The organism is Actinomadura miaoliensis (genome assembly GCF_039536785.1).
Taxonomy (GTDB): domain Bacteria; phylum Actinomycetota; class Actinomycetes; order Streptosporangiales; family Streptosporangiaceae; genus Spirillospora; species Spirillospora miaoliensis.
In genome coordinates, this window is record NZ_BAAAZG010000001.1 from 58,042 (window position 1) to 78,482 (window position 20,441).

The following is a 20,441-nucleotide window of genomic DNA, read 5'->3' on the forward strand; positions in this document are numbered from 1 at the left end:
CGCGACCGTCGCGCGGCGATTGAGCACCGTCGGCAACCCCGCCGCCGCGTGGCCGTCCGCACCATTGGCAAGGGTGACGCAGCTTCCCGCGCCCGGTGAGCAGCGGCCGACACCGGCTTCTGGCACGACACCGTGTGGATCGCCGACTCCACCCCGGTGGAGTGCGGCCGGTCCCGCCCGACCGTCCAGCGTTCACAGATGGCCGGCTGGGCCGACTACGGGTACTGCCGCTCGCACTCGCGGTGGTTCTGGGGGCTGCGGCTGTATCTGATCTGCACCCCTTCGGGGATGCCGGTCACCTGGGCGCTGGCCAACCCCAAGCTGGACGAGCGGGAGGTGGTGGCCGCGATGCTCGAGACCGAGCCGGAGCCGGCCGCCGGCCGGGTCTACTGCTGATCGCCGACAAGGGGTTCCGGGCCCGCTGGTTCGACGACGAACTCACCCAGCATGGGATCCAGCTGCTGCGCCCGGCGATGCGCGGCGAGCAGCCCCGGCCCGGCGAACACCTGCCCAAACCCGTCCGCCCGCTCATCGAGTCGGTCAACGACACCCTCAAAGGCCAGCTCGACCTGAAGCGACACGGCGGCCGCACCTTCGAGGGCGTGGCCGTCCGCGTCGCCCAGCGGATCCTGGCCATGGCGGCGGCGATCTGGCACAACACCGCACCGGCCAACCGGTCACCCGATCACTGATCGCCTACGACCATTAGGAATCACTCGTCTAGCGGGAAGAGATGCTGCTCTGCTGCCCACGCCGTCAGCGTGACTCGATCCGGCGAACACGGCAGGACCAGGCCGTGCGACGGCTGGTGCCAGGTTCTAGGCTGCGGGCATGGCCGATAACCAGACCGCGACGCCCCGCGATGTCTTCGAACTGCTGCTGGCCGGTAACCAGCGCTTCGTCGCCGGGACGCCGGAGCACCCCAATCAGGACGCCACACGCCGCGCCGAGATCGCACCATCCCAGCAGCCCTTCGCCGTGCTGTTCGGGTGCTCCGATTCCCGGCTTGCCGCCGAGATCATCTTCGACCGCGGCCTGGGCGACCTGTTCGTGGTGCGCACCGCCGGCCACGTCATGGGGGCGGAGGTGCTGGGCAGCATTGAGTACGGGGTGGACGTGCTGGGCTGTCCGCTGGTCGTGGTCCTTGGTCACGACTCGTGCGGCGCGGTCGGCGCAGCTTGCGCCGCACTCGAGCACGGCATGGCACCGGCCGGATATGTCCGGGACGTCGTCGAGCGGGTAACCCCCAGCGTGCTGGCAGCGCGGGCAGCCGGACTGGTCGAGCCGGAGGAGATTCTCGCCGAACACATACGGCACACCGTCGACCTGCTGCTGGACCGCTCCCGGGTGCTGGCAGAAAAGGTCGCCGCCGGCCACGCCGCGGTGGTGGGCCTGTGCTATCGCTTGGCCGACGGCAGTGCCCAACTGGTCGCCTCCCGCGGCCTTGATGCGGCGGTTCCCGCCGCGTCCTGACTACCCTGGCCGTGGCTGCTCAGCATGATTTGCCGAATTCGGACGACACCCGTATAGAACCCTTCATCAGGGTTAGGCACGTGATCATCCATGGAAGGGCACTGCCCGATGACTTACTCATTCGGCTGATCGCCCGGCGCCCTACGCCGACCTAGCACGGGCCGCGAGGTGTGCCGGGAATGGGAAAAGTCGTCACCGGCGACTGGTGGCACGAGCTGCGCCTGGTCTGCCAGACCGCAGGGCGCTCGACCGAATCCCTCACGAATTCGCCCGGCTACCAGTCTCCTGGAGCAGTAAGGGCACGGCGTCGGTGCAAGTCATTCGATGGGCCGGGGGCCTGCGGCGCGGCGGAGCCGGTTGGCGATCGCCAGTCCCAGCCCTTCCTCCACGGGCAAGGACGCGACGATGAGGTCGCATCCCTGCTGGTCGAGCTCGCGCAAGAACCCGTACAGCCCGCGCGCGTAGGCGGCCATCGAATCGGGGACCGCCACCACGGCATGCGCCTTCACTGGAGCGTCAGCGAAGGAGGCAGGCAAAAAGACACCCACCTGATGCCCGAGCTCCTGCGCCAGCTCCGCTTCGTCGACGACCTTCTCCGGCTCGACGAGGACGACCCGCGCCCGCGGCGCGTAGTGCGACGGATGCTGGCCCGGCACCCGAACACTGCTGGTCGAGGGGACCGCAAGCGGGCGCCTCAGCACCGCTTCGAGCTCCTCGCGCGACACCCCGCCGGGTCGCAGGATGCTCGGGGCGTCGCCCGTGGCGTCGACAATGGTCGACTCGACGCCGACCTCGCAGGGACCGCCGTCCAGCACAAGGTCGACGGCATCGCCGAGTTCTGCACGGACATGGTCCGCCGTTGTGGGGCTGACCGAGCCGAAGCGGTTGGCGGACGGAGCCGTGACACCGCCGCCGAAGGCTGACAGCAGCGCCAGTGCGACGGGGTGGTCGGGCACGCGCACGGCCACCGTCTCCAGGCCACCGGTCGCTTCGAGGGGCACGCGGGAACCGCGTCGCAGGACCAGCGTGAGTGGTCCTGGCCAGAAGTGTTCGGCCAACAGACGCGCCGTCAACGGCACGTCCTCGACCCAGCCGTCCAGATGCTCCGCGCCGCCGATGTGGACGATCAGCGGGTGTGAGGACGGGCGTCCCTTGACCTGGAAGATGCGCGCGACGGCAGCGGGATCCTCGGCGTTGGCGCCCAGCCCGTAGACGGTTTCGGTCGGGAGGGCCACCAGGCCGCCGGCGCGCAACACACCGGCCGCCTTCTCGATATCACTGGTACTGGCCGTCACCGTCGCAATCCTAGGGGCACTTCAAAGGCCTCGACGCCAATCACGGTAGCCTTGAACGTTCCCCGCCCTGTCCGTACAGCGGCCCAGCAGAACCGGGTGGTCGTCCTGAACCGGATAGGGGCGCGGCACGTGAGGGCAGGAAGCACCGTTGGCGTGATGGACCAGGTGCTGCGGCTGCTGGGACTGGCCGATCAACCCATCGGCTGCAGCCCCAGATGAGGTGTCACGCCCAGCGCCCTCGGGTCGCCCAGGTCGTTGGCGTAGCGCTGGCGGCGGCCCGCGTCCCAGGTGTAGGCGCCGGAGTCCCCGGCTTCGCGGGACCATGTGGTCGATGTCGAGCCGGGCGGCCTCGTCGACGTCGACATCGTCGTAGTAGGAGGGCCAGCTTGTCCGCCCGACAGGCGGCAGCCCGGCCCGATCTGCGGCGTCCGCGTGGCCTCGTCCAGCAAGACCTCGTTTCGGGTGTTGCAGCCGTCGCCGTCTTCGCCGCCCCAGTGCCGGAGCTTGTCCCGGGTGTATCCGTCCCGGCGCTCAGCGGCCACGGGCAGCTGCGCGATCGCCTCCCACAGCCCCACCTGCTGGCGGGCACCGCGCGGCGTAGGACCGACAACCGTAGGACCGGCAGCCGCAGACGCGACAACGGGCGAGGCGGCCGGCGCAGCGGCAGCCGCGGCGTGCCGAGCCCCGGCCACGCCCACCAGACCACCCGCCAGGCCGGCGGTCAAGGCCGCCACCGCGGCCCCACGAACTGCGCGGCCCGTCCACACGCGTACACCAGGCACGGCCATCGTCGACCAGTTGCCGTATTCGGCGGGCACGTCCCGCCACGGGCTGCCGGTCCGGAACCTCCACATCACCGCGTTGGACTGGGCGCGCAGGTCAGGGATCGGCCCGGACGCCCCCAGCGGCAGGTGCGGCTCGATCAGTTCCCATTCGGTATCGGTCACGTCACCGCGCGTCATACAACGGTGATAGTGCCTGCTCCCGCCCGGCGCTCCAGTTCGGCACGCAGGTCGCCCAGGGCCTTCTCGACGCGGGCCGGTCGGAGCCGTAGCGGCCCAGCACCACCCGGCCGTCGGCCAGCGCGGCATCGATCGCCACGACCGTATGCCAGGCCGCCAGCCGCGCCGCCTCCCACTCGCTCATCGGCGCGCCCTCGGCCTTGCGGGCCCGGTAGGCCTTGGCCTGGCAGGCCCGTGAGCAGTACACCGACGGGCGGCCGCGCCGCTTGACCGGCACGGGGCCGCCGCACACCGCGCACGCTGCCACTATCCGCCACCTTTCATCACACTCACGGCGCTCGCAGCCGTGCCGAAAACGCCATCCGCAACGCGCGACGAAGACCAGGAGGATGGCGGACGCAAGGCTCCGGTCGACGCCGTGCCGCACCTCGCAAACGCTTCGGCGGGGTGACACGAGGTTGGTGTGTGAGGGCATGGAAAAGCTTGCGTGAGGCCTGGCCTGAGGCGCTCACGGCGGTAGTGTCGAATGCAACCTTCGTTGTTTCCTGGCAGGTGGGGCTGATGGTGCTGGGCGCCCTCGTCACCTGCGGCGCGTGGCGGCTGCTGGGCCAGCGGCAGCGGCAGGCGACGCTGCGGGAGGTGCTGTCTCGCGCCTCGGCCGGGACCGTGGTGGTGTACGAGGACGGCCCGGACGGTCACAGCGTGCGGATCTGGTCGAGTGATCAGCCAGACACGCCCTCCCCGCCGTCACCGCCATCGCGGGAATCATCGTGATCGACCCCGAATGGCAGCCCGAAATCGCTGCGCTGTTCCGTGCCGAGGCAGAGAACCTGTTCGGCTTCGCCTGGGCGGCGCTGACGCAAGGTGACACCGAAACCGCCAGGGACCTGGTGCAGCAGACGTTCCAAGCGGCGGTCCAGGCGTGGGCAGAGCTGAGGATCCGCAGCCCCGAAGGCCAACGCAGGTGGCTGTACCGGGTGCTCAAGAACAAGGCGATCGACGAGTGGCGCAAGCGTCGGCGGATTCACCTCGTGGACGAAGTCGCGGTCGAGGATCCCCACGGCGAGGAAAGCCTCGACGTCGGCCGCCAGGTGCTGAGCGCGGCGGCGTTACAGGAGTGCTGGAACGTGATCGCCAAAATGCCGCCGGACCGCGCCCGCGTGGCGTTCCTGCACTGGGCAGAGGACTGGAGCACCCGCGAGATCGCCGACCTGCTGGGCATCAGTTCGAGCACGGTGCGCGGTCACCTGTGGAAGGCGCGCACCGAACTGCTGCTGAGGGTGGGACCGCAGGTCCCGTTCATCGAGGATCCTGAACAAGAGGACTGGGGAAGGGGGACGGCATCATGAGCGACGACCGACGCCCCGAGATTCCGGCTTCGGTGAGCGCTGAGGAGGTCTACCAGCGGGCTGTCGAGCAGGTGCAGCAAGATCCCCCCGCCTACGACGTCGAAGCCGAACTCGGCCGGCTGACCGACTGGATCGACAGCACGCAGCGTCCTCGGCCGACCGCTCAGCCGGCCTCGCGACAGCAGCCTTCCCGCGGCTTCTGGCCGTCGCTGCCCCCGAACGAGCAGGCCGCGTTCGCGGCGGCCGCCCAGCCCGCCACCTTCGGCCCCGGGGAGGTCATCTGGACCGAGGGCCAGGTCTCCGACCACGTCCTGCTGATCCAGGAAGGCTGGGTCAAAGTCTCGGTCGAAAGGTCCGGCCAGCAGCGTCCCATCGCCATCCGCGGCCCCGGCGACCTCATCGGCGAACGCGCCGCCCTGCTGCTGCGCAAGCGCCCGTCCGACGTCGTCGCCCTCCACACCGTCCACGCGTTGCGGATGACCATCCAGCAGTTCGCCGCCTTCCTGTCCGACCATCCCCATGTCCTCGCCGTCCTGGAGAACCAGGCGTACGAACGCATGGCCGAGGAGGACCAGGTCCAGCAGCAGCCCTTCGTCCCCACGAGCCCGGCGCGGGAGACGCCGACGCCAAGCGCGCGCCGGCCGTCGGCGATCGCCGCCCGGCCCACTCCCGCGTGGGCGAGCCAGAACTGCACGATCCTTTTCGCCGACATCGCCGGTTTCGCCGACGCAGACCGCACCGACGACGACCGACTGGTCATACGTCGCGTCATGTGGGACCTGCTACGCGAGGCGCTGGAGCAGTCGAACGTCCCCTGGGACGCCTGCCACCGGGAAGACCGCGGCGACGGTGCGCTCATCGTTGTCCCGCCAGAGATCCCGACTGCCGCGGTCGTCGATCCCATGCTCGCCCGCCTGGCCGCCGGCCTGCGCCGCCACAACCGCTCCAGCGTCGCCGCCCGCACCCTCCGGTTGCGACTCGCGCTGCACATCGGACCCCTGACACTCGACCAGCACGGGGTCACGGGATCGGCCGTCGTCCACACCGCCCGGCTGCTGGACGTCCCCGCGTTTAAGCAGTGGCAGGACGAGACCCAGGCCGACCTGGCGTTCATCTCTTCCCCACCTGTGTACGAGTCCGTCATCGCGCACGGTCCGGGACTCATCAACCCGTCCGCCTACCAGCGCGTGCACAGCAAGGTGAAGGACCAGCAGCTCACCGGCTGGATGTACCTGTCGGGCGCTGCCACCTCCTCCACCACCAACTCATCCACCGGATCGTTCACCGCGGCCAAGCCCGCCGACGATCCCTTCTCATAAGGCTGCCCGGCCTTTTCACCGGTACATAGCCTGGCGTCGTTCACGCGGTCGCCTCCCGCGGCGGCGCGCGCCCTGCCGCGCGCAGCTCGCGCAGGTCGGGAATGTGGTTGTAGAGGGCCCCGGGGAGACGCCCAGCAGCTTGGCGATCGAGGTGACCGAATGCTCGGGGTTGGGGGAGCATGTCGCGGGCGGCCCGGATCAAGTCCTCGTTGACGACGGTGGGGCGGCCGCCGACGCGGCCGCGCGCTTTGGCGGCGGCCAGGCCTCGCGGGTGCCTTCGTCGATGAGTTCGCGGATGAACTCGGCCAGCGCGGCGAACACGTGGAACACCAGGCGCCCGCCGGGGGTGGTGGTGTCGAGCCGCTCGTGCAGGCTGGTGAAGCCGATCTCGCGCTTGCGTAGCTCGGCGCGAGTCCGCCTGCGGAAGAGCGCAGCTCGGTACGATGGTGTCGGTCAGGCCGTCCTCGATCTCCAGCCCGCCGGCCGTGGCGGGCCCGGTGATCGTCAGCCGCAGGTCGGGCTCGCTCATCGGGCCGAGGACGAACTGGTCGTCCTGCAGCGCGGCGGCCAGGACCTGATGGTCGGCGCAACGGTCGACGAAGTCACCCCGCACGGCGATCACCACCAGTGCCGCCGGAGCGTCGGCGGGCCCGCACGGGACGGTCGCGGCCGCGTGCAACGCGGTGATGAACGCGGCCGTCTCCGCCGCCCCCTCCCCTGCCGCGCCGCCGACACCAAGACCGCTTCCAGGCCGCGTCGCCAAGGCGCATCTGGCCACCATGACCGACGGCGGACTGCCCGATCAGCAGGCCGACCACGTCCGGTGGCGGGCCACCTCGCGTGCCCTGGAGATGGCTGGTGGAGGAACGGCGCCACTACGCCGAGGCCGAGCAACGCCTATCGGAGCTCGCCAAGACCGCCGCTGGCATTCAATGGTCCAGGCCGACGGCTACGCACTGTCCGGATGGCTGGTCGACCTGCTGCTCGACGCCCCGAAAGCATTGCCCCGCGGCGGCGAGTCAGGGATGCCGCCGCCGGACTGACCCGTACGCGCCGACCCCGCGCAGGGCGACCTGGCCCCCAGCTCGCGGTGGCGGACCGCGCTCGCCGCAGTCCCCCGGCATCTGTTCGCACCCGCGATGGGCAGGCCGACCCGGACCGGACCGGCGCCGAACGGTACCCGATCGACCGGGACACCGACCCCGGCACCTGGTGGGCCGCGGTGTACGACGACGTCTCGATCGTCACCCAGTACGACGACGGCGCCGGACGCGTCGCGGACGGCCGGGGGATCCCGACCTCGTCGCCGTCGGCGCCAGGCGTCGTGACCGCGTTCCTGGAGCTGCTCGATGTGCACGCCGGGCACCGCGTCCTGGACGTCGGCACCGGCACCGGCTGAACCGCCGGCCTGCTGTCGTGGCGGGTGGGCGCCGACCAGGTGACCACCGTCGAGATCGACCCCGACCTGTCGGCGCAGGCCGCGCGCAACCTCAAGGCCGCCGGATTCTCGCCCCGCCTGGTCATCGGAGACGGTCTGGCGGGCTACGCCGAAACCGCCCCCTACGATCGGGTGCACTGCACCTGCGCGATCGCCGCCGTCCCGTATGCGTGGGTGGAGCAGACCCGGCCCGGCGGCCGGATCGTCGCACCTATCAGCTCGGCTTCGGCTGGGGCCACAAGCTCGTCCTGGACGTGCTGGGCGACGGCACCGCAACCGGCCAGTTCCCCGGCAGCGCCGGATACATGATGGCCCGCACGCACCGCCACCCCCGCCTTCCGGCCGACGAGTGGGTGGAACGCGGCGGCCCGGTTGAGGTCTCCCGCACGCGGGTGGACCCGCGCGCGGTGGCGTAGGCCCCGCCCGCGGCCGACCTGGCGATCTCCGCGAACGTCCCCGGCGTGCAATGCCGCGCGTTCTCAGACCTGGCCGGGTCCGGCGAGGTCACCGTCTGGCTGCTGGACAACCGTGGCCCCGGTACCGGATCGTGGGCGTCGGTGGAGTACGAACCCGGCGCCGACGAATACACGGTGGAGCAAGCCGGGGACCGCCGTCTGTGGGATGAGACCGAAGCCGCCTACCTGTGGTGGCTGAGGGTCGGCCGGCCCGGACGCGAGCGGTTCGGTATGACGGTCACCCTCACAGGCCAGAACATCTGGCTGGACAGCCCCGAGAACGTGATCAGACGATGACGCTCACGGTGATCTCGTTCGGATACCTGCACCTCGACTCGGCCCCGCCGCCCGTCGACCGGCTGGAAGACGTACGCACCCGGCCCGCCAATGCGTCGTGATCCATAACGCACGGCTTACCGCCCGCCGTGCTTGGCGACGATCTCGTCGATGCGCGCAGCCAGGTCGAAGCCCCGCATGGTCAAGCCATTCGCATCGTGCGTGGTGAGCGCGAAGTTCAGCGTGCGCCAGCGGATGTCGATGTCAGGGTGGTGGTTGGCATCCTCGGCGGCCTGAGCGACTTCCGCAACGATCTGCACCGCGCTGGTGAGGAAGCTGGGCGCCTCGACCTCGCGGCGGATCTCGTCGCCTTCCCGCGTACACTCCGGCAGGCCAGCAAGTCGGATGCTGGTCGCCCCCCGCCAGGAGCGGTGCGGGGGCGTTGAGGAAGACCTCCGGGCCGAGCAGCCGACCGTCCCTGATCTGTACGTGCAGTTCCCGGACGGTGGTCGCCGCGCTGGTGCTGCGGGGGGCGCTGCGGGCGTCGCCGATGACGACGATGTGCTCGTCGCCTTCGATGAACTGGGACGGTTCGTAGGCGGCATCGGCGCGTTCGGCGGCCTTGCCTCACATCGGCTCGATGGCGTACTTCCGCAGGTGCCCGTAGACCACCGAGGTGCGTACGTCCGCAAGCTCCTGTCGCTCGGTCAGCTTGTCCAGGACCACCGAATTCAGATGGTCGGTGTCGCGAACCGCCACATGGAGGAGGAAGTCGTCGGTCCCCGTGAGCACGAAGACCTCGATCACCTCGGGCATTCGCGCCACGAAGGCCTGGAACTGCTCGATGACCGCACGCGTCGGCGGCCGTACCCGTACGGCGATGATCGCCTGCAGCCCCCGGCCGAGCGAGGGGAGGTCCACCTCGGCGTGGAATCCGAGCAGCACACCGCGCTGACGGAGGGAGCGCACCCGCTCCAGGCAGGTGGAGGGGGCGATGCCCAACTCCTGGGCCAGGTCCCGGTTGGTGCGCCGACCGTCTTGCTGCAGAAGCTGCAGCAACGCCGAATCTAGTTCGTCCATGTTTCGTCACGCTCCCAGGAGGCCGAATTATATTCGGCCAGTATGCCATACTGACGGACTGATTGCTAACATATGCGCATTATTCCGTTCATGATTCGCTTGTCTTCTATGCGGTCCGAGCGGAGTCGAGGAGTTCGGACGGGAAGGGGCATCAGGGGTGGACGAGCGGAAGGCCAGGGTCTTGGCGATCTGTTCCGTCGTGGCGGCCGCGCTGTTCTGGAGCAGCTCGTACGCGGTGACCAAGAAGGTGCTGGCGGACACCGGGCCGCTGACCATCGGGGCAATCCGCTTCACGATCGCCGCCGTGTTGCTCGGGATCATGGTGCGCATGCGCCGCACCCCGGCCGCCCGGCCGGATGCCCGCCAGCGGCGGATGATCTACCTGAGCGGCCTGCTCGGCATCACGGTCTACTTCGTGCTGGAGAACATCGGCGTCGAACTGTCGACCGCCTCCGACGCCTCTCTGATCGTCGCCTCCTATCCGCTGATGACCATGCTCCTGGAACTGGTGGTCTTCCGGACCAGGATGCCGCTGCTCCGGGTCGGCGGCGTGCTGCTCGCCACGGGGGGAGCCTTCCTGGTCGTGCGCAACGGGGCGGAAGTCGGAGGCAGCGCGCGCTGGTTCGGCGATGTCCTGCTGCTGCTCGGCGGGCTGGTGTGGGCCGGGTACAACGTGCTGGGCAAGTCCGCGGGCCGCGGGCAGGACGCTTTGAACCTCACCTACCGCCAGACCGTGGCGGGCGCCGGGGGCTTCCTTCTCGCCTCCCTCCTGGAGATCGGGGACTGGCGGGTGCCGGACACCCAGACCTCGGCGCTGCTCGCCTATCTGGCCGTGGCGTGTTCCGTCGGCGGCTTCCTCCTCTACAACTACGGCCTGCGCCGGATGACCTCGAGCGTCGCGGTCAACATCCTCAACCTGGTACCGGTGTTCGGTGTGCTCGGTGCCGTGGTGATCAACGGAGAGACAGTCCAGCTCGCGCAGGTCATCGGCGGCATGATCATCATCGCCGGTGTGGCACTCGGGTTGGTCGAGCGCCGAACGGCCGTCGAGAAATGCCCAGTTCCCGAGCCGACCCCGGTCGGCGAGCGCGCCTGAAGGCGTCCGTCCTGAGGGCGCCCCAGCCCGGAGACGTTGTCACACCTCCTCGACTTCGTTCTGCTCATATCCGGCACCGGTCAACCTCAACGCCGGCCCCTTACCATCACCCGCGGCACCACCCTCGCCCCCGGTGACCACGGGCCCATCACCGTCCCACTCGGACCCCACGTGCCCGACGGGCACTCATGGTTCAGGTCAAGGGGGCCTGCACCGCCCACGCGGCGGACGCGGTGCCGCACGCTCCCGCCTACACCGGGCGGGGACGGCACTCTGCCGCGTTACCGGACCAAGCCGGTCAGCCTGCACGAACTGGTGATGGACAAGGCCGTCAGACCAACGTCCGCCTGAACTGGCGGCAGGGCTCCAAAGGCACACTGGCCGGCGACTTTGTCGTCCTGCGGGTCCTGCCGACCGGACGCCGGCCGCACATTGGAGCTACCGGCGCCGGAACGGTCGCGAGTTCGGCCGTTGCGGTAAACGAAGACCGTCGGGCGAGTCCCTGGTCCGGCCGCCCAGTGGTCTCCCCAAACGGCACCCGAGGAGGATCGGATTTTGGCGCTACGCCGGAGGGGGCTTGCATTCGGCACCGAGGAAACCCGTGCCTGCTCGGCTGTCTCTGCCTGACAAAGATCCGGATGGGGCCCTCGATCTCGGGCGGCCATGCATCCACGGCTGAGTTCGCGCGTTCCGGCTCCCGCGTACACAGCCCAGCGCAGGCGATAGTGCGGCGTCGCCTGTCAGCCCCCGCGGTATGGACAGCGCACCGCAGCCTCGTCGAGGAGAGCCATCCGAGAGCTGCGGGTGTCTTCTGGCGACTATGACCTGTCCGCCCCCGACGAACCGATATGCCGGAAGCGAATTCATCATGGATGAGCGCCGCGATTCTCACCGTGCGTTACGGCGACGCGGCAGCCCTGACGCAACACCCTCCGTGTGCCTCGAAGGAGATGTCATGACCGCCACCGCACCTACAGCCCCGACTGCACCAGGGGTGCGGTCCTGGTGGGGGATCCCGTACGCCACCGCCGAGCGGTACCGCCGCCCCCAACTCGTGGACTTCGATCCGGACCGGCCCTACGACCGCAAGGGCGTCGCCCCGGTCCAGCCCGACAGCGGCGACTGGCTGGAGGCGGACAGCGGGACGGGCGAGGACTGCCTGAACCTGAACGTGTGGGCTCCCGAGGAGCCTGCCGGGGCAGCGCTCCCGGTGGCCGTGTACATCCACGGCGGTGGATTCGAGTACGGTGCCAACACGCAGATCACCTCGAACGCCTCCGGGCTCGCCGCGACGGGGCGCGTGGTGAGCGTGTCGATCAACTACCGGCTCGGCGCCCTGGGCGCGGTCTCGCTGTCGCAGTACGGCGGCGCTCTCGCCGAGGCCAGCAACCTCTGCCTGCAGGACGTCATCGCCGCGCTGACCTGGATCAAGCAGAACATCGCCTACTTCGGCGGCGACCCCGACAACGTCACCGTCTACGGCCACAGTGCCGGCGGCTTCTCCGCCTTCGGGCTGCTCGGCGCACCCTCCGCCAACGGCCTGTACCGGCGTCTGGCCGGGTTCTCCGGCGGTCCCGCGCGTGTCCATCCGGCCTGGTGGGCCGAAGAGCTCGCCCACCGGTTCGTCACCGAACTCGACGTCGCTGACAACCCGGAAAAGCTGCTCGACCTGGACACCGCCGCCCTGGTGGCCGCCCTGCACAAGGTCACTCCGACGGACCTCGGCGTCCGCGCCGGGGTGGATGCCAAGGCCATCGGTGTCGTCCTGGACAGTGGACAACCCGGTGCGGTGCTGCGCGCCCACCCCATGGACGTCCTGGCCTCGGGCGCGCACCGGGACATCGACATCCTGCTGAGCATGGCCAGTGACGACATGGGCTGGTGGGTGGCGAACGACCTCGACCGGTTCGACCCGCACACCATCGAGGGCGTCGTCGATGAAGTCGCCGGGTGGCGCATTCCCCGCTCCCGCGCCCGGCAGATCGTCGACGCCTACGCCGAGGGCGGTCGCACTCCGGCCGAGGTCCGCGCCGCGCTCCTGGCGGACTACGTCTACGGGCTCCCCGCCGCGCGCGGCGCCCTGGCCCACGCCGCCGCGGGCGGCAACGCCCATCTCCTGGTGATCGGGCCCGCCGAGGGCGCGCCTGCCGTGCACGGCACCGAGATGTACGCCCTGGTCGGCCAGGAGCAGCCGGGCCGCAGCGCCGAACAGGCCGAGCGCGACACGCGTATCCGCGACATCGTGCTCGACTTCGCCACCGGCGAGCGCAACCGCCTGTGGCCCGCCGTCGTTGATCGGCCCACCTCGGAAAGCGTCGGCGAACCGCCCTTCGAGGCCACCGCGCACTACCAGGCGGCCCTCGAGCTGTTCGAGGGTATCGACCGCCCCTGACAGTCAACGGGTAAGACCGATGTGATCGGCCGGGCACCCGCGCCCAGAGCCTCACGCGGCTCGACCTTCCCCCCCCGGAGAAACGAACACGACAAGGAGCCTGGCATGAGCCACCCCGCAGCAGCCGACGGCGCCTCACCCGCGACGATGCGGGCCGTCGTCGTCACCCGTCCGGGCGGCCTGGACGCACTTGAGATCAAGGACGTGCCGGTGCCCGCACGCAAGTCCGGCTGGCTGCGCATCAAGGTGAAGGCGTTCGGTGTCAACGAGTCCGAGATCACCACCCGCAAGGGAGAGTCGGACGCGGATGTCACCTACCCGCGTGTCCCCGGCATCGAGTGCGTCGGCGTGGTCGAGGAGGCCGACGAGGACAGCGGGCTGCGCCCGGGACAGCAGGTCGCGACCATGATGGGCGGCATGGGCCGGTCCTTCGACGGCTCGTACGCCCAGTACGTGACCGTCCCCGCCGGGCAGGTCATCCCGTTCGAGACCGATCTGCCATGGGACGTGGTCGGCGCCCTGCCGGAGATGTTCCAGACCGCCTACGGCTCCCTCGCCACGGGCCTCGACCTGCGGGCTGGGCAGACGCTACTGATCCGCGGCGGCACCTCCACGGTGGGTCTGAGCGCGGCGACGATGGCCAAGGAGATCGGCGCCACTGTCATCTCCACCACGCGGCAGGCCGACCGTGCCGACGAGCTGCGGGCGATGGGCGTTGATCAACCGGTCGCGGACGATGGGCGCCTCGCCGAGAAGATCCGGGCCCTCGTGCCGGAGGGCGTCGACGCGGCGCTGGAGCTGGTGGGCTGCACGGTCCTGCCGGACACCTTCCGTTGTGTACGGGTGCACGGCACCGTCTGCTTCACCGGCGCCTTGGCGGGCGGGTGGTCCATCCCCGACTTCACCCCGTTCATGATCCGCAATGGGGTGCGGCTGACCAGCTACGCGGGCACGGCCACCGACCTGCCGCCCCAGGTGTTCCACCAGCAGCTCCAAGCGATTGCCGACGGCCGGCTCAAGGCCTTGGTCGCAAGGACCTACCGAGGTCTGGAGCAGGTGCGCGACGCCCAGGCCGACGTCGAGTCCGGCGCGACGCTGGGCAAGCACGTGGTCCTGCTCGACTGAGCTCGACGGCTGAGACACCCCAGTCTGAAACGGGCCGGACTCGCCCTGCCCACCTCGGCGCGTGCGAGAGGACAGCCTCATGGGCAAGCCATCGAAGCGCCTCGAACTCGCCGCCGAACTCGACCGCGATCAGCACGACGTCCGCGTCCTGTTCGGCGTGCCGCAACGTCCAGTCGACAGCGGCGCCACCGTCGTGTTCGTCGAGCGAGGCCTCGACACGATCGCCGTCGCCGATCGCGTGGTCGACCTCGGCCCGGCGGCGTGGACGGCGGCGTGGACGGCGGCCCATCACCGCGACCCCGAACGGCCCCGCGGACCACTGCCACGCTCCGCATACGGAGCGACCGTGGCCTCGCTGGCCGCGAACGCCGATGGCGTGAGACCGGTGCGGTCACGGAAAAAGCGGCCGAAGTTGGCGGGATCAGTGAAACCGAGATGGGCGGCCACGGACCGGGCATCCCACCCGGCGCCGCCCAGCAGCCGCCGGGCTTCGAGCAGCCGCCGCTCGTCGATCAGCTCCCGCGCGCCCTTGCCGGTGGCAGCCCGGGCGGCGCGGCTGAGGGTGCGGACCGAACAACCCAGCAGCTCGGCGTAGTCCGCGGCCCTGTGCAGTTCGCGGAAGTGCAGCTCCAGGGCGTCCACGAACCGTCCGTAGGTGCCACCATGGCCCGCACCGGCCGTCGTGTCCGCGGAGGCGACGTCCGGGGAGTTGGCGAGGCGCAGCAGCAGCGATGCGAGCAGGCTGCGCCGCAGGGCGTGGTGGACATCGAGCCGACGGCGCCCCAGCGCCCGGTGTTCGTCCAAGAGCTGGAGCGCCGTCTGTTGGAGCCAGGCGCCGTCATCGGGATGCGGGGTCAGCACGGCGGGGGCCTCGTGCGCCGTGAGCGGGGCGAGCAGGCGAGCGATGTCAGAGGTCAGCACGTCCGGCTCGAACAGGATGAACGGGCCCCGGGCGTCGCCTGGCGGATGCCAGCACTGCGCGTGCCCGGGACGCACCCACAGCCACTGGCCGGGGAGGACGGTTCGAGTGACGTGGTCGACATCGTGCCGCAACTCACCCTCGGTGACCGCGATGAGGTAGTGGAAGGTCGCGCGGCCGGGCCGGGGTGGGTTCCAGGGCCAGTCGTCATGCTGGGCGAAGAAGTCCTCCACGGTGCTCACCTCAAGCCCGTAAGGAGTGCCAGCCGGGGGCTGGAAGCCGTACAGCGGAACCGTGGTCGGCCCGGATGGACTGGACTGCCCGGAGTGTCGCTTGTCGACTATCACGTGTCCGCAGCATACCGCCCGTTTTGCCGGTTTCGGGGACAGGATGGGACGTGCCACCGCGACCGCGCGGCCTTCGATGCCGTGGCCCGTCGTCACCCGAGGAGGGCAGCCCCTATGAACGGAACGACCCTGCACAAGACCGCGGCCGCCTGCGCGGAGGAACTTCCCGGATCGGAGCTCGAGCATCCCTTCGGCCCCGACTGGGAGGTCTTCAAGGTACGAGGCAAGGTGTTCATGCTGATGACCGAGGTCCCGGGGCGTCCCGTCGTGATCCTCAAGGCAGACCCCGGCGAGGCGCGCGCCCTGCAAGAGCAGTACAGCCACATCACCCCCGGCTACCACATGAACAAGAAGCACTGGATCACGTTGGAGGGCGGGGACGGCATCGACAAGGAACTCGTCAGGGAACTCGTCACCGAGTCCTACCGGCTCGTCGTCGCTCACCTGCCCAAGGCCCAGCAGCCCGTCGACCCGCACACCTACGCCTACGGCACGCGGGCGTCCCGGTGAGCGCGGCCGGCGACCGGCTCCAGGACACCGCCCGCAAGGCAGCCCTCGCCCTGCCCGGCGTCAGCCATGGATGCCCCTTCACCCCCCAGCTCGACGTGTACAAGGTCGCGGGCAAAGTGTTCCTCATCGTCACCGACGACCCCGGCGAGCAGATCATCACGGTCAAATGCGACCCCGAACTGGCCCGCGCGTACGTGTACGGCTACGCCTCGATCACACCGGGCCGCTACCTCGACAAACGTCACTGGATATCGATCGGGCCGGGCCCCGGCATCACCGAGCACCTCGTCACCGACGCGGTCGAGGATTCCTACGACCTGGTCGTCAAACGGCTGCCACGACGCGACCGCACCGGTGCCCGATGAGCGCCGCGAGCTTCCCCGCGAGCGTTGAGCCCTCGCTCGCCAGCGCCCCGTGCAGGGTTCGCCACGCCCGCACACATCCGCCACCGACCCGAGAGACCGATGGAAGCGCCCCTGCCGCTCTTCGACGAGAAGCCCGCCCGACCACTCGCCGACCGCCTGCGCCCCACCCATCTGGAAGAGGTCGTCGGACAGGACCATCTCCTGGCCCCGGACGCCCCGCTGGCCGCATGGTCGCCCAGCAGCGCCTCAGCTCCGCCATCCTGTGGGGGCCGCCCGGCGTCGGGAAGACGACCATCGCCCGGCTCCTCGCGCACGCCGGCAACCTGGCCTTTGAACCGGTGTCTGCCACCTTCTCCGGCTACTACTGGCCCACCCGCAACGGCTACGAAACCCAGATCGCCGACTGCCTGCGCCACTGGGCCGCTCTGCGTGCTCACAGACAAAGCGGCTGACCCGCCGACGCCGTGAAGAATCCGGCGTTCGGGTCCTCATTCGCCTCACCAAGAAGTGATGCCCCCGGCACCGCCTCCACCTGGGCCCCGCGCCCGAGCCGACGATCTCGGCCACCCGATGCAACTCCGCCACCATCACCCGGCCCCAGGCCCGCGTCGGCGCGGTACGCAGCCGTTCCAGCTCCGACACTCGCCGATCGGCAGGCACCTGCAGCAGACCGGCCAGCCGCGCCCGCAGCTCCGGGCTGGTGCGCTCGGCCAGCATGCGATACAACCGGCGTGCTCCGTTCGGCGAACCTCGCTGATCAGCCGGGTCAGCGTCGTGATCCTTATCCCCACGGCCGCCCCGGCTGGGCAGCCGCGCAACTCGTCCTCGCCCGCGGAGAGGCCGCACGCAACCAAGGCGACGACGCGGCCGCGCTCGCCGTCGAGGTCCCTCGACACCATTCCCGCGGCCAACCTGAGGTCCAACAGCCGGGAACGCCTCGGCGCGCTCGTCGACGACCTCGCCGGATTCGACTCCCCCGCCATACGTGACCTGCGCGAGCGAGTCGCAACACTTCCACCCCTTGTGCCTGCGGCGCGGGCCAGTGCCGAACCCAACGGCGCATAACTCCGTTGACCCCGACTGGCCCACAACCTGATTGCCTATCCGCACCCAATGCCCGTTGAGGGACCAGACAACGCCCGCTGACCGGGAGGGCGAGGAGCGTAATCAGATGTAGGTCGCGTGTTTGGGTGCGCACGCGGCAGTCGCCAGCGCCTCCAGACCACCAAGTTCTGAGATCCCACGCACGTCAACGAGGATGGCGTGTCACCGCGACGACCTTCCCGCGCGTGAGCGCGGCGAGGCGCTGCCCCGCGACATCTACGACCGTCAAGACGCCTACACACTCACTGACAACAACGCTGCGCACAACACTCGCGGCTCGCCCGCGGTCCTTAGCGTGACTCGTTCCGTTGCTACATCACCCCCGCATCGGCCCCCGGGGTTTTCGGAGTGACGAATGGCCTCGCCTGGCGGCGATCTGAGGCATCAGGACAGGACGGTGCCCACCCGCTTGACCGTGCGGATCACGGGCGCGGTCTCCAACTCGCGCACGCCGTCCAGCGGCGCCACCCGCTCGGTGAGGTAGCGGTAGAGGTCCTGGGTGTCACGGCAGGTCACGCCCGCCATGAGGTTGGTCGGGCCTGTGGTGGCCGCCACCACGTCGGCTTCGGGGTGAGCGGCCAGCGCGGCACCGACCGCGGCTAGGGCCGACGGCTCCGCCTTCATCCACAGCCAGGCCTCGGCGTGGTAACCCAGGGCCTGTGGAGGGATCTCGACGTCGAACCTGAGCGCGCCACCGGATCGCAACTGGTCGAGGCGGCGCCGCACGGTGGTTTGCGACCATCCGCTGGCCGCTGCCAGCTCGCCGTACCCGGCCCGCCCGTCCTGGGCCAGCACGCGCAGCAGGGCATGATCCTCCTTGCGCAGAGAGATCTCCATCTCCTGCGGCGGAGCCGGCCGGAGCCGCTCGGCCTGCTCCTCGGAGAGCACAGTGCCCCGGCTGCGCCATCCGGCGAACATGTGCAGGGTCGCATGTGCGGACATGGCGACAATGCGCGGGGTACGTGGCAGCTTCTTCAGCAACAGGGCGTCGCCTTCCCCGTCGCCACGGGTCTGGACGCCGCAGGCGATCTCGGTGCCGCCCGACAGCAGACGGACCCAGACGGTGTCGTCGCGGCGGGCGAGCGCCCCGGCCACCGAGCCGGCCGCATCCGGCGTGCACACCAGGCGTACCGACCACGAGGTATGTCCGAAGCGCGGGCCGTTGAGCAGGCCGACCACCCGCAGAATGCCGTGTGAGCGCAGCTTCCGGTAACGGCGGGCGATGGTGTGCTCGGAGGTGCCAAGCACCTCGGCGATCGTACGGAAAGAGGCTCGACCGTCGATCTGGAGCGCATGTACGAGAGCGTGATCCATCGCATCCAGAGTGCTAGTTTTCACCATAGATCATTATGACATGCGACTTATCGCCGTTCTTTGCCCCGTGACCTACGCGGTCCACTGAGTCGGCGTGATCGTTGGGGCATGAGCACATACCTTGTCTTCGGCGCCACCGGAACCGTCGGCAGAAGGGTGGCCGAGCGGCTGGCCCGGGGCGGCGCCGCCGTGCGAGCCACGAGCCGCACCCCTGAGACCGCGAAGCTGCCGCACGACGTCGAAGTGATCACGCCGGACCTGGAGGCGCCCGGCGCTCTCGATGATGTCGAGGCGGCGTTCCTGATGTGGCCGTTCCACTCGGCCGAACCGGCCCGCCCCATCGTGGACGCGCTCAAGCGCGGCGTCCGCCGTGTCGTCTTCATGACCGGTGGCGGCGTTCGTCCCGGGCTCACTCCCGAGAAGCAGCCCAACCCGGTCGCCCGCTGGCACGCAACCGTGGAGCGCCTGATCGAGCAGTCGGGCATGGAATGGACGGTGCTGAGCCCCAGCACGTTCATGGCCAACACACTGTGGTGGAGGGAGCAGATCAGGGCGGGTGACACCGTGCGCGGGGCTTTCGGCTCGCTGGCGATGGCACCGATTCACGAGGACGACATCGCGGCGGTGGCCGTACACGTGCTGACCCAAGGCGGGCACGACCGACGCCGTTACACCCTCACCGGCCCCGAGGTGCTGACCCAGGCCGAGCAGGTCCGGGTGATCGGCGAGGCGATCGGCCGCCCGCTGCGCTGGCAGGAGCTGTCGCCGGTGCAGGAGCGCGCCCGGCTGCTGGCCGATTCCGGCTTCCCCGACGGGTTCGTGGAGGAATTGCTCTCCGGCTACGCCAGGATGGCGGCGGGCCCGCCCCCAGCCGTCACCTCCACGGTGCGCGACATCACCGGGGCGAGCGCCCGGCCGCTGTCGGGGTGGGCCGCCGAGCACGCTGCGGACTTCGGCGGCGAGCCGCGGTGAGAGTGCTTGTCATCGGCGCCGACCCTCGACGGTCTGGCCCTGGCCAACGGGCTGTGCAGGGTCGGCGCGGGCAGCAGGCCCACCCAAACAGATCACCGAAACCCGCCACGGGCTCGACCGCACCGGCGCGCGCCGAGCCGGGCCGTGGTGCATACGGTCCTCGATCGGCTCGCGCGCTGATTAGGACTCTTCAGCCATGGGGGTCGATGCCCAGTTCGACGGCGGTGGGCGCGTTGTGGGGCCAAACGGGGTCCATGACGCGTTCGGGATAGACCAGCCGGGCGACCACGGTGCGAGTGACTCCTTGGTCGAGCATGGCCCGTACTCGGTGCTGTCCGTTGCCGTACCACCAGTCCATGCCTTCGCGGATGACCACGATCGCCATGCCGGGGCTGGTCAGCGTGTTCGCCTGGTGGGTCGGACCAAGGAGAACCTGGCCCCGGAAAGGTACGGCCTCGCCGTCACCGCACACGGCGAACACCTATGGCTCGACCACCCCGGCCACCACTATTTCGCCAGCACCCCGGTAGGGCCGAAACGTACGTCACGGCGACTCTTCCGCGACCTCTGTACTCCGGCTCGCCCGCACCCGGCTCGCAGGAGGCCCCAGGAAACGCTGAGACGAATCCAGCCCAGGGCATCCCCGTCGA

Annotated in this window: 23 protein-coding genes and 2 pseudogenes; 16 read left to right on the top strand and 9 right to left on the bottom strand. The window is 70.0% G+C overall.

Annotated features, from left to right (window positions below):
- Window positions 1-102: 102 nt before the first annotated feature.
- Together ABD811_RS43775 and ABD811_RS00265 are read left to right on the top strand one after the other, a co-directional pair.
- Window positions 103-709, top strand: a pseudogene (locus ABD811_RS43775) (IS982 family transposase); the annotation flags it as partial.
- Window positions 710-831: 122 nt separating this feature from the next.
- On the top strand, window positions 832-1,473 hold the full coding sequence (locus tag ABD811_RS00265) for a carbonic anhydrase (RefSeq protein WP_344939042.1): 642 nt from the start codon (window positions 832-834) through the stop codon (window positions 1,471-1,473).
- A gap of 317 nt (window positions 1,474-1,790) precedes the next feature.
- Here ABD811_RS00265 and ABD811_RS00270 read toward each other — a convergent pair whose 3' ends face one another.
- From ABD811_RS00270 to ABD811_RS00280, 3 genes are all read right to left on the bottom strand, one after another.
- Complete coding sequence (locus tag ABD811_RS00270; RefSeq protein WP_344939045.1) at window positions 1,791-2,768, bottom strand: L-threonylcarbamoyladenylate synthase; 978 nt, start codon at window positions 2,766-2,768, stop codon at window positions 1,791-1,793.
- A 191-nt stretch (window positions 2,769-2,959) separates the two neighbouring features.
- Entirely contained in the window at window positions 2,960-3,730 is a 771-nt protein-coding gene (locus tag ABD811_RS00275; protein WP_344939048.1) for a transposase, read from the bottom strand.
- The gene (locus tag ABD811_RS00280; RefSeq protein ID WP_344939051.1) at window positions 3,717-4,037 is read right to left on the bottom strand and encodes a hypothetical protein; all 321 of its coding nucleotides are present in this window, start codon (window positions 4,035-4,037) and stop codon (window positions 3,717-3,719) included. Before ABD811_RS00280 ends, ABD811_RS00275 begins: the two co-directional genes overlap by 14 nt.
- A 254-nt stretch (window positions 4,038-4,291) precedes the next feature.
- Here ABD811_RS00280 and ABD811_RS00285 point away from each other — a divergent pair, with 254 nt between their 5' ends.
- The 3 genes from ABD811_RS00285 to ABD811_RS00295 are packed head-to-tail and all read left to right on the top strand — an operon-like array spanning window position 4,292 to window position 6,398.
- Window positions 4,292-4,504 carry a hypothetical protein gene (locus ABD811_RS00285; RefSeq protein WP_344939053.1) on the top strand — a complete coding sequence of 71 codons (213 nt, stop codon included), beginning with the start codon at window positions 4,292-4,294 and terminating at the stop codon, window positions 4,502-4,504.
- Window positions 4,501-5,079 (top strand): RNA polymerase sigma factor, encoded by a 579-nt coding sequence (locus tag ABD811_RS00290; protein WP_344939056.1) that lies wholly within the window; start codon window positions 4,501-4,503, stop codon window positions 5,077-5,079. Before ABD811_RS00285 ends, ABD811_RS00290 begins: the two co-directional genes overlap by 4 nt.
- Window positions 5,076-6,398 (top strand): cyclic nucleotide-binding domain-containing protein, encoded by a 1,323-nt coding sequence (locus ABD811_RS00295; RefSeq protein ID WP_344939059.1) that lies wholly within the window; start codon window positions 5,076-5,078, stop codon window positions 6,396-6,398. The genes ABD811_RS00290 and ABD811_RS00295 overlap by 4 nt, the downstream gene beginning before the upstream one ends.
- A 40-nt stretch (window positions 6,399-6,438) precedes the next feature.
- Here ABD811_RS00295 and ABD811_RS43780 read toward each other — a convergent pair whose 3' ends face one another.
- Complete coding sequence (locus tag ABD811_RS43780; RefSeq protein WP_425549341.1) at window positions 6,439-7,161, bottom strand: nSTAND1 domain-containing NTPase; 723 nt, start codon at window positions 7,159-7,161, stop codon at window positions 6,439-6,441.
- Window positions 7,162-7,488: 327 nt separating this feature from the next.
- On the opposite strand from ABD811_RS43780, the gene ABD811_RS00310 reads away from it, so the two are divergent.
- From ABD811_RS00310 to ABD811_RS00320, 4 genes and pseudogenes are all read left to right on the top strand, one after another.
- Complete coding sequence (locus tag ABD811_RS00310) at window positions 7,489-7,797, top strand: methyltransferase domain-containing protein (RefSeq protein WP_344939062.1); 309 nt, start codon at window positions 7,489-7,491, stop codon at window positions 7,795-7,797.
- 39 nt (window positions 7,798-7,836) lie between these two features.
- Window positions 7,837-7,998, top strand: a pseudogene (locus tag ABD811_RS43785) (methyltransferase domain-containing protein); the annotation flags it as partial.
- Between the two features lie 8 nt (window positions 7,999-8,006).
- The gene (locus ABD811_RS00315; protein WP_344939065.1) at window positions 8,007-8,252 is read left to right on the top strand and encodes a hypothetical protein; all 246 of its coding nucleotides are present in this window, start codon (window positions 8,007-8,009) and stop codon (window positions 8,250-8,252) included.
- Between the two features lie 45 nt (window positions 8,253-8,297).
- The gene (locus ABD811_RS00320) at window positions 8,298-8,588 is read left to right on the top strand and encodes a hypothetical protein (protein ID WP_344939067.1); all 291 of its coding nucleotides are present in this window, start codon (window positions 8,298-8,300) and stop codon (window positions 8,586-8,588) included.
- A gap of 116 nt (window positions 8,589-8,704) precedes the next feature.
- On the opposite strand, the gene ABD811_RS00325 is transcribed toward ABD811_RS00320, so the two are convergent.
- Window positions 8,705-9,172: a 4a-hydroxytetrahydrobiopterin dehydratase gene (locus tag ABD811_RS00325; protein ID WP_344939070.1), complete on the bottom strand. Its 468-nt coding sequence runs from the start codon at window positions 9,170-9,172 to the stop codon at window positions 8,705-8,707.
- 22 nt (window positions 9,173-9,194) lie between these two features.
- On the bottom strand, window positions 9,195-9,647 hold the full coding sequence (locus tag ABD811_RS00330; protein ID WP_344939074.1) for an Lrp/AsnC family transcriptional regulator: 453 nt from the start codon (window positions 9,645-9,647) through the stop codon (window positions 9,195-9,197).
- Between the two features lie 157 nt (window positions 9,648-9,804).
- Here ABD811_RS00330 and ABD811_RS00335 point away from each other — a divergent pair, with 157 nt between their 5' ends.
- From ABD811_RS00335 to ABD811_RS00345, 3 genes are all read left to right on the top strand, one after another.
- The gene (locus ABD811_RS00335; protein ID WP_344939076.1) at window positions 9,805-10,743 is read left to right on the top strand and encodes a DMT family transporter; all 939 of its coding nucleotides are present in this window, start codon (window positions 9,805-9,807) and stop codon (window positions 10,741-10,743) included.
- A 955-nt stretch (window positions 10,744-11,698) separates the two neighbouring features.
- The gene (locus ABD811_RS00340) at window positions 11,699-13,135 is read left to right on the top strand and encodes a carboxylesterase family protein (protein WP_344939078.1); all 1,437 of its coding nucleotides are present in this window, start codon (window positions 11,699-11,701) and stop codon (window positions 13,133-13,135) included.
- Between the two features lie 105 nt (window positions 13,136-13,240).
- The gene (locus tag ABD811_RS00345; protein ID WP_344939080.1) at window positions 13,241-14,260 is read left to right on the top strand and encodes a zinc-binding dehydrogenase; all 1,020 of its coding nucleotides are present in this window, start codon (window positions 13,241-13,243) and stop codon (window positions 14,258-14,260) included.
- Between the two features lie 288 nt (window positions 14,261-14,548).
- Here the strand turns inward: ABD811_RS00345 and ABD811_RS00350 are convergent, their stop codons facing one another.
- Window positions 14,549-15,421: a helix-turn-helix domain-containing protein gene (locus ABD811_RS00350; RefSeq protein ID WP_344939083.1), complete on the bottom strand. Its 873-nt coding sequence runs from the start codon at window positions 15,419-15,421 to the stop codon at window positions 14,549-14,551.
- A 219-nt stretch (window positions 15,422-15,640) separates the two neighbouring features.
- On the opposite strand from ABD811_RS00350, the gene ABD811_RS00355 reads away from it, so the two are divergent.
- The 3 genes from ABD811_RS00355 (at window position 15,641) to ABD811_RS00365 (ending at window position 16,853) form a co-directional block, all read left to right on the top strand.
- A complete protein-coding gene (locus ABD811_RS00355) occupies window positions 15,641-16,036 on the top strand; it encodes an MmcQ/YjbR family DNA-binding protein (protein ID WP_344939086.1) in 396 nt (131 codons plus the stop codon).
- Complete coding sequence (locus tag ABD811_RS00360; protein WP_344939089.1) at window positions 16,033-16,401, top strand: MmcQ/YjbR family DNA-binding protein; 369 nt, start codon at window positions 16,033-16,035, stop codon at window positions 16,399-16,401. Before ABD811_RS00355 ends, ABD811_RS00360 begins: the two co-directional genes overlap by 4 nt.
- Window positions 16,402-16,628: 227 nt before the next feature.
- Window positions 16,629-16,853, top strand: a complete 225-nt coding sequence (locus ABD811_RS00365; protein ID WP_344939092.1) for an AAA family ATPase — start codon at window positions 16,629-16,631, stop codon at window positions 16,851-16,853.
- A 1,036-nt stretch (window positions 16,854-17,889) separates the two neighbouring features.
- Here ABD811_RS00365 and ABD811_RS00370 read toward each other — a convergent pair.
- Complete coding sequence (locus ABD811_RS00370; RefSeq protein WP_344939095.1) at window positions 17,890-18,819, bottom strand: Lrp/AsnC family transcriptional regulator; 930 nt, start codon at window positions 18,817-18,819, stop codon at window positions 17,890-17,892.
- Between the two features lie 108 nt (window positions 18,820-18,927).
- Between ABD811_RS00370 and ABD811_RS00375 the strand changes: the two genes are divergently transcribed.
- Window positions 18,928-19,791 carry an NAD(P)H-binding protein gene (locus ABD811_RS00375; RefSeq protein WP_344939098.1) on the top strand — a complete coding sequence of 288 codons (864 nt, stop codon included), beginning with the start codon at window positions 18,928-18,930 and terminating at the stop codon, window positions 19,789-19,791.
- Window positions 19,792-19,981: 190 nt separating this feature from the next.
- Here ABD811_RS00375 and ABD811_RS00380 read toward each other — a convergent pair whose 3' ends face one another.
- Entirely contained in the window at window positions 19,982-20,176 is a 195-nt protein-coding gene (locus ABD811_RS00380) for a hypothetical protein (protein ID WP_344939101.1), read from the bottom strand.
- Window positions 20,177-20,441: the final 265 nt, after the last annotated feature.

Excerpts from the sequence above, each read along its gene's own strand:
- ABD811_RS00265 (WP_344939042.1), top strand. The coding sequence starts at position 832 with ATGGCCGATAACCAGACCGCGACGCCCCGCGATGTCTTCGAACTGCTG.
- ABD811_RS00275 (WP_344939048.1), bottom strand. The coding sequence starts at position 3,730 with ATGACGCGCGGTGACGTGACCGATACCGAATGGGAACTGATCGAGCCG.
- ABD811_RS00285 (WP_344939053.1), top strand. The coding sequence starts at position 4,292 with ATGGTGCTGGGCGCCCTCGTCACCTGCGGCGCGTGGCGGCTGCTGGGC.
- ABD811_RS00295 (WP_344939059.1), top strand. The coding sequence starts at position 5,076 with ATGAGCGACGACCGACGCCCCGAGATTCCGGCTTCGGTGAGCGCTGAG.
- ABD811_RS00325 (WP_344939070.1), bottom strand. The coding sequence starts at position 9,172 with ATGCCGCCTACGAACCGTCCCAGTTCATCGAAGGCGACGAGCACATCG.
- ABD811_RS00330 (WP_344939074.1), bottom strand. The coding sequence starts at position 9,647 with ATGGACGAACTAGATTCGGCGTTGCTGCAGCTTCTGCAGCAAGACGGT.
- ABD811_RS00340 (WP_344939078.1), top strand. The coding sequence starts at position 11,699 with ATGACCGCCACCGCACCTACAGCCCCGACTGCACCAGGGGTGCGGTCC.
- ABD811_RS00345 (WP_344939080.1), top strand. The coding sequence starts at position 13,241 with ATGAGCCACCCCGCAGCAGCCGACGGCGCCTCACCCGCGACGATGCGG.
- ABD811_RS00355 (WP_344939086.1), top strand. The coding sequence starts at position 15,641 with ATGAACGGAACGACCCTGCACAAGACCGCGGCCGCCTGCGCGGAGGAA.
- ABD811_RS00365 (WP_344939092.1), top strand. The coding sequence starts at position 16,629 with ATGGTCGCCCAGCAGCGCCTCAGCTCCGCCATCCTGTGGGGGCCGCCC.
- ABD811_RS00370 (WP_344939095.1), bottom strand. The coding sequence starts at position 18,819 with ATGGATCACGCTCTCGTACATGCGCTCCAGATCGACGGTCGAGCCTCT.
- ABD811_RS00375 (WP_344939098.1), top strand. The coding sequence starts at position 18,928 with ATGAGCACATACCTTGTCTTCGGCGCCACCGGAACCGTCGGCAGAAGG.
- ABD811_RS00380 (WP_344939101.1), bottom strand. The coding sequence starts at position 20,176 with ATGGCGATCGTGGTCATCCGCGAAGGCATGGACTGGTGGTACGGCAAC.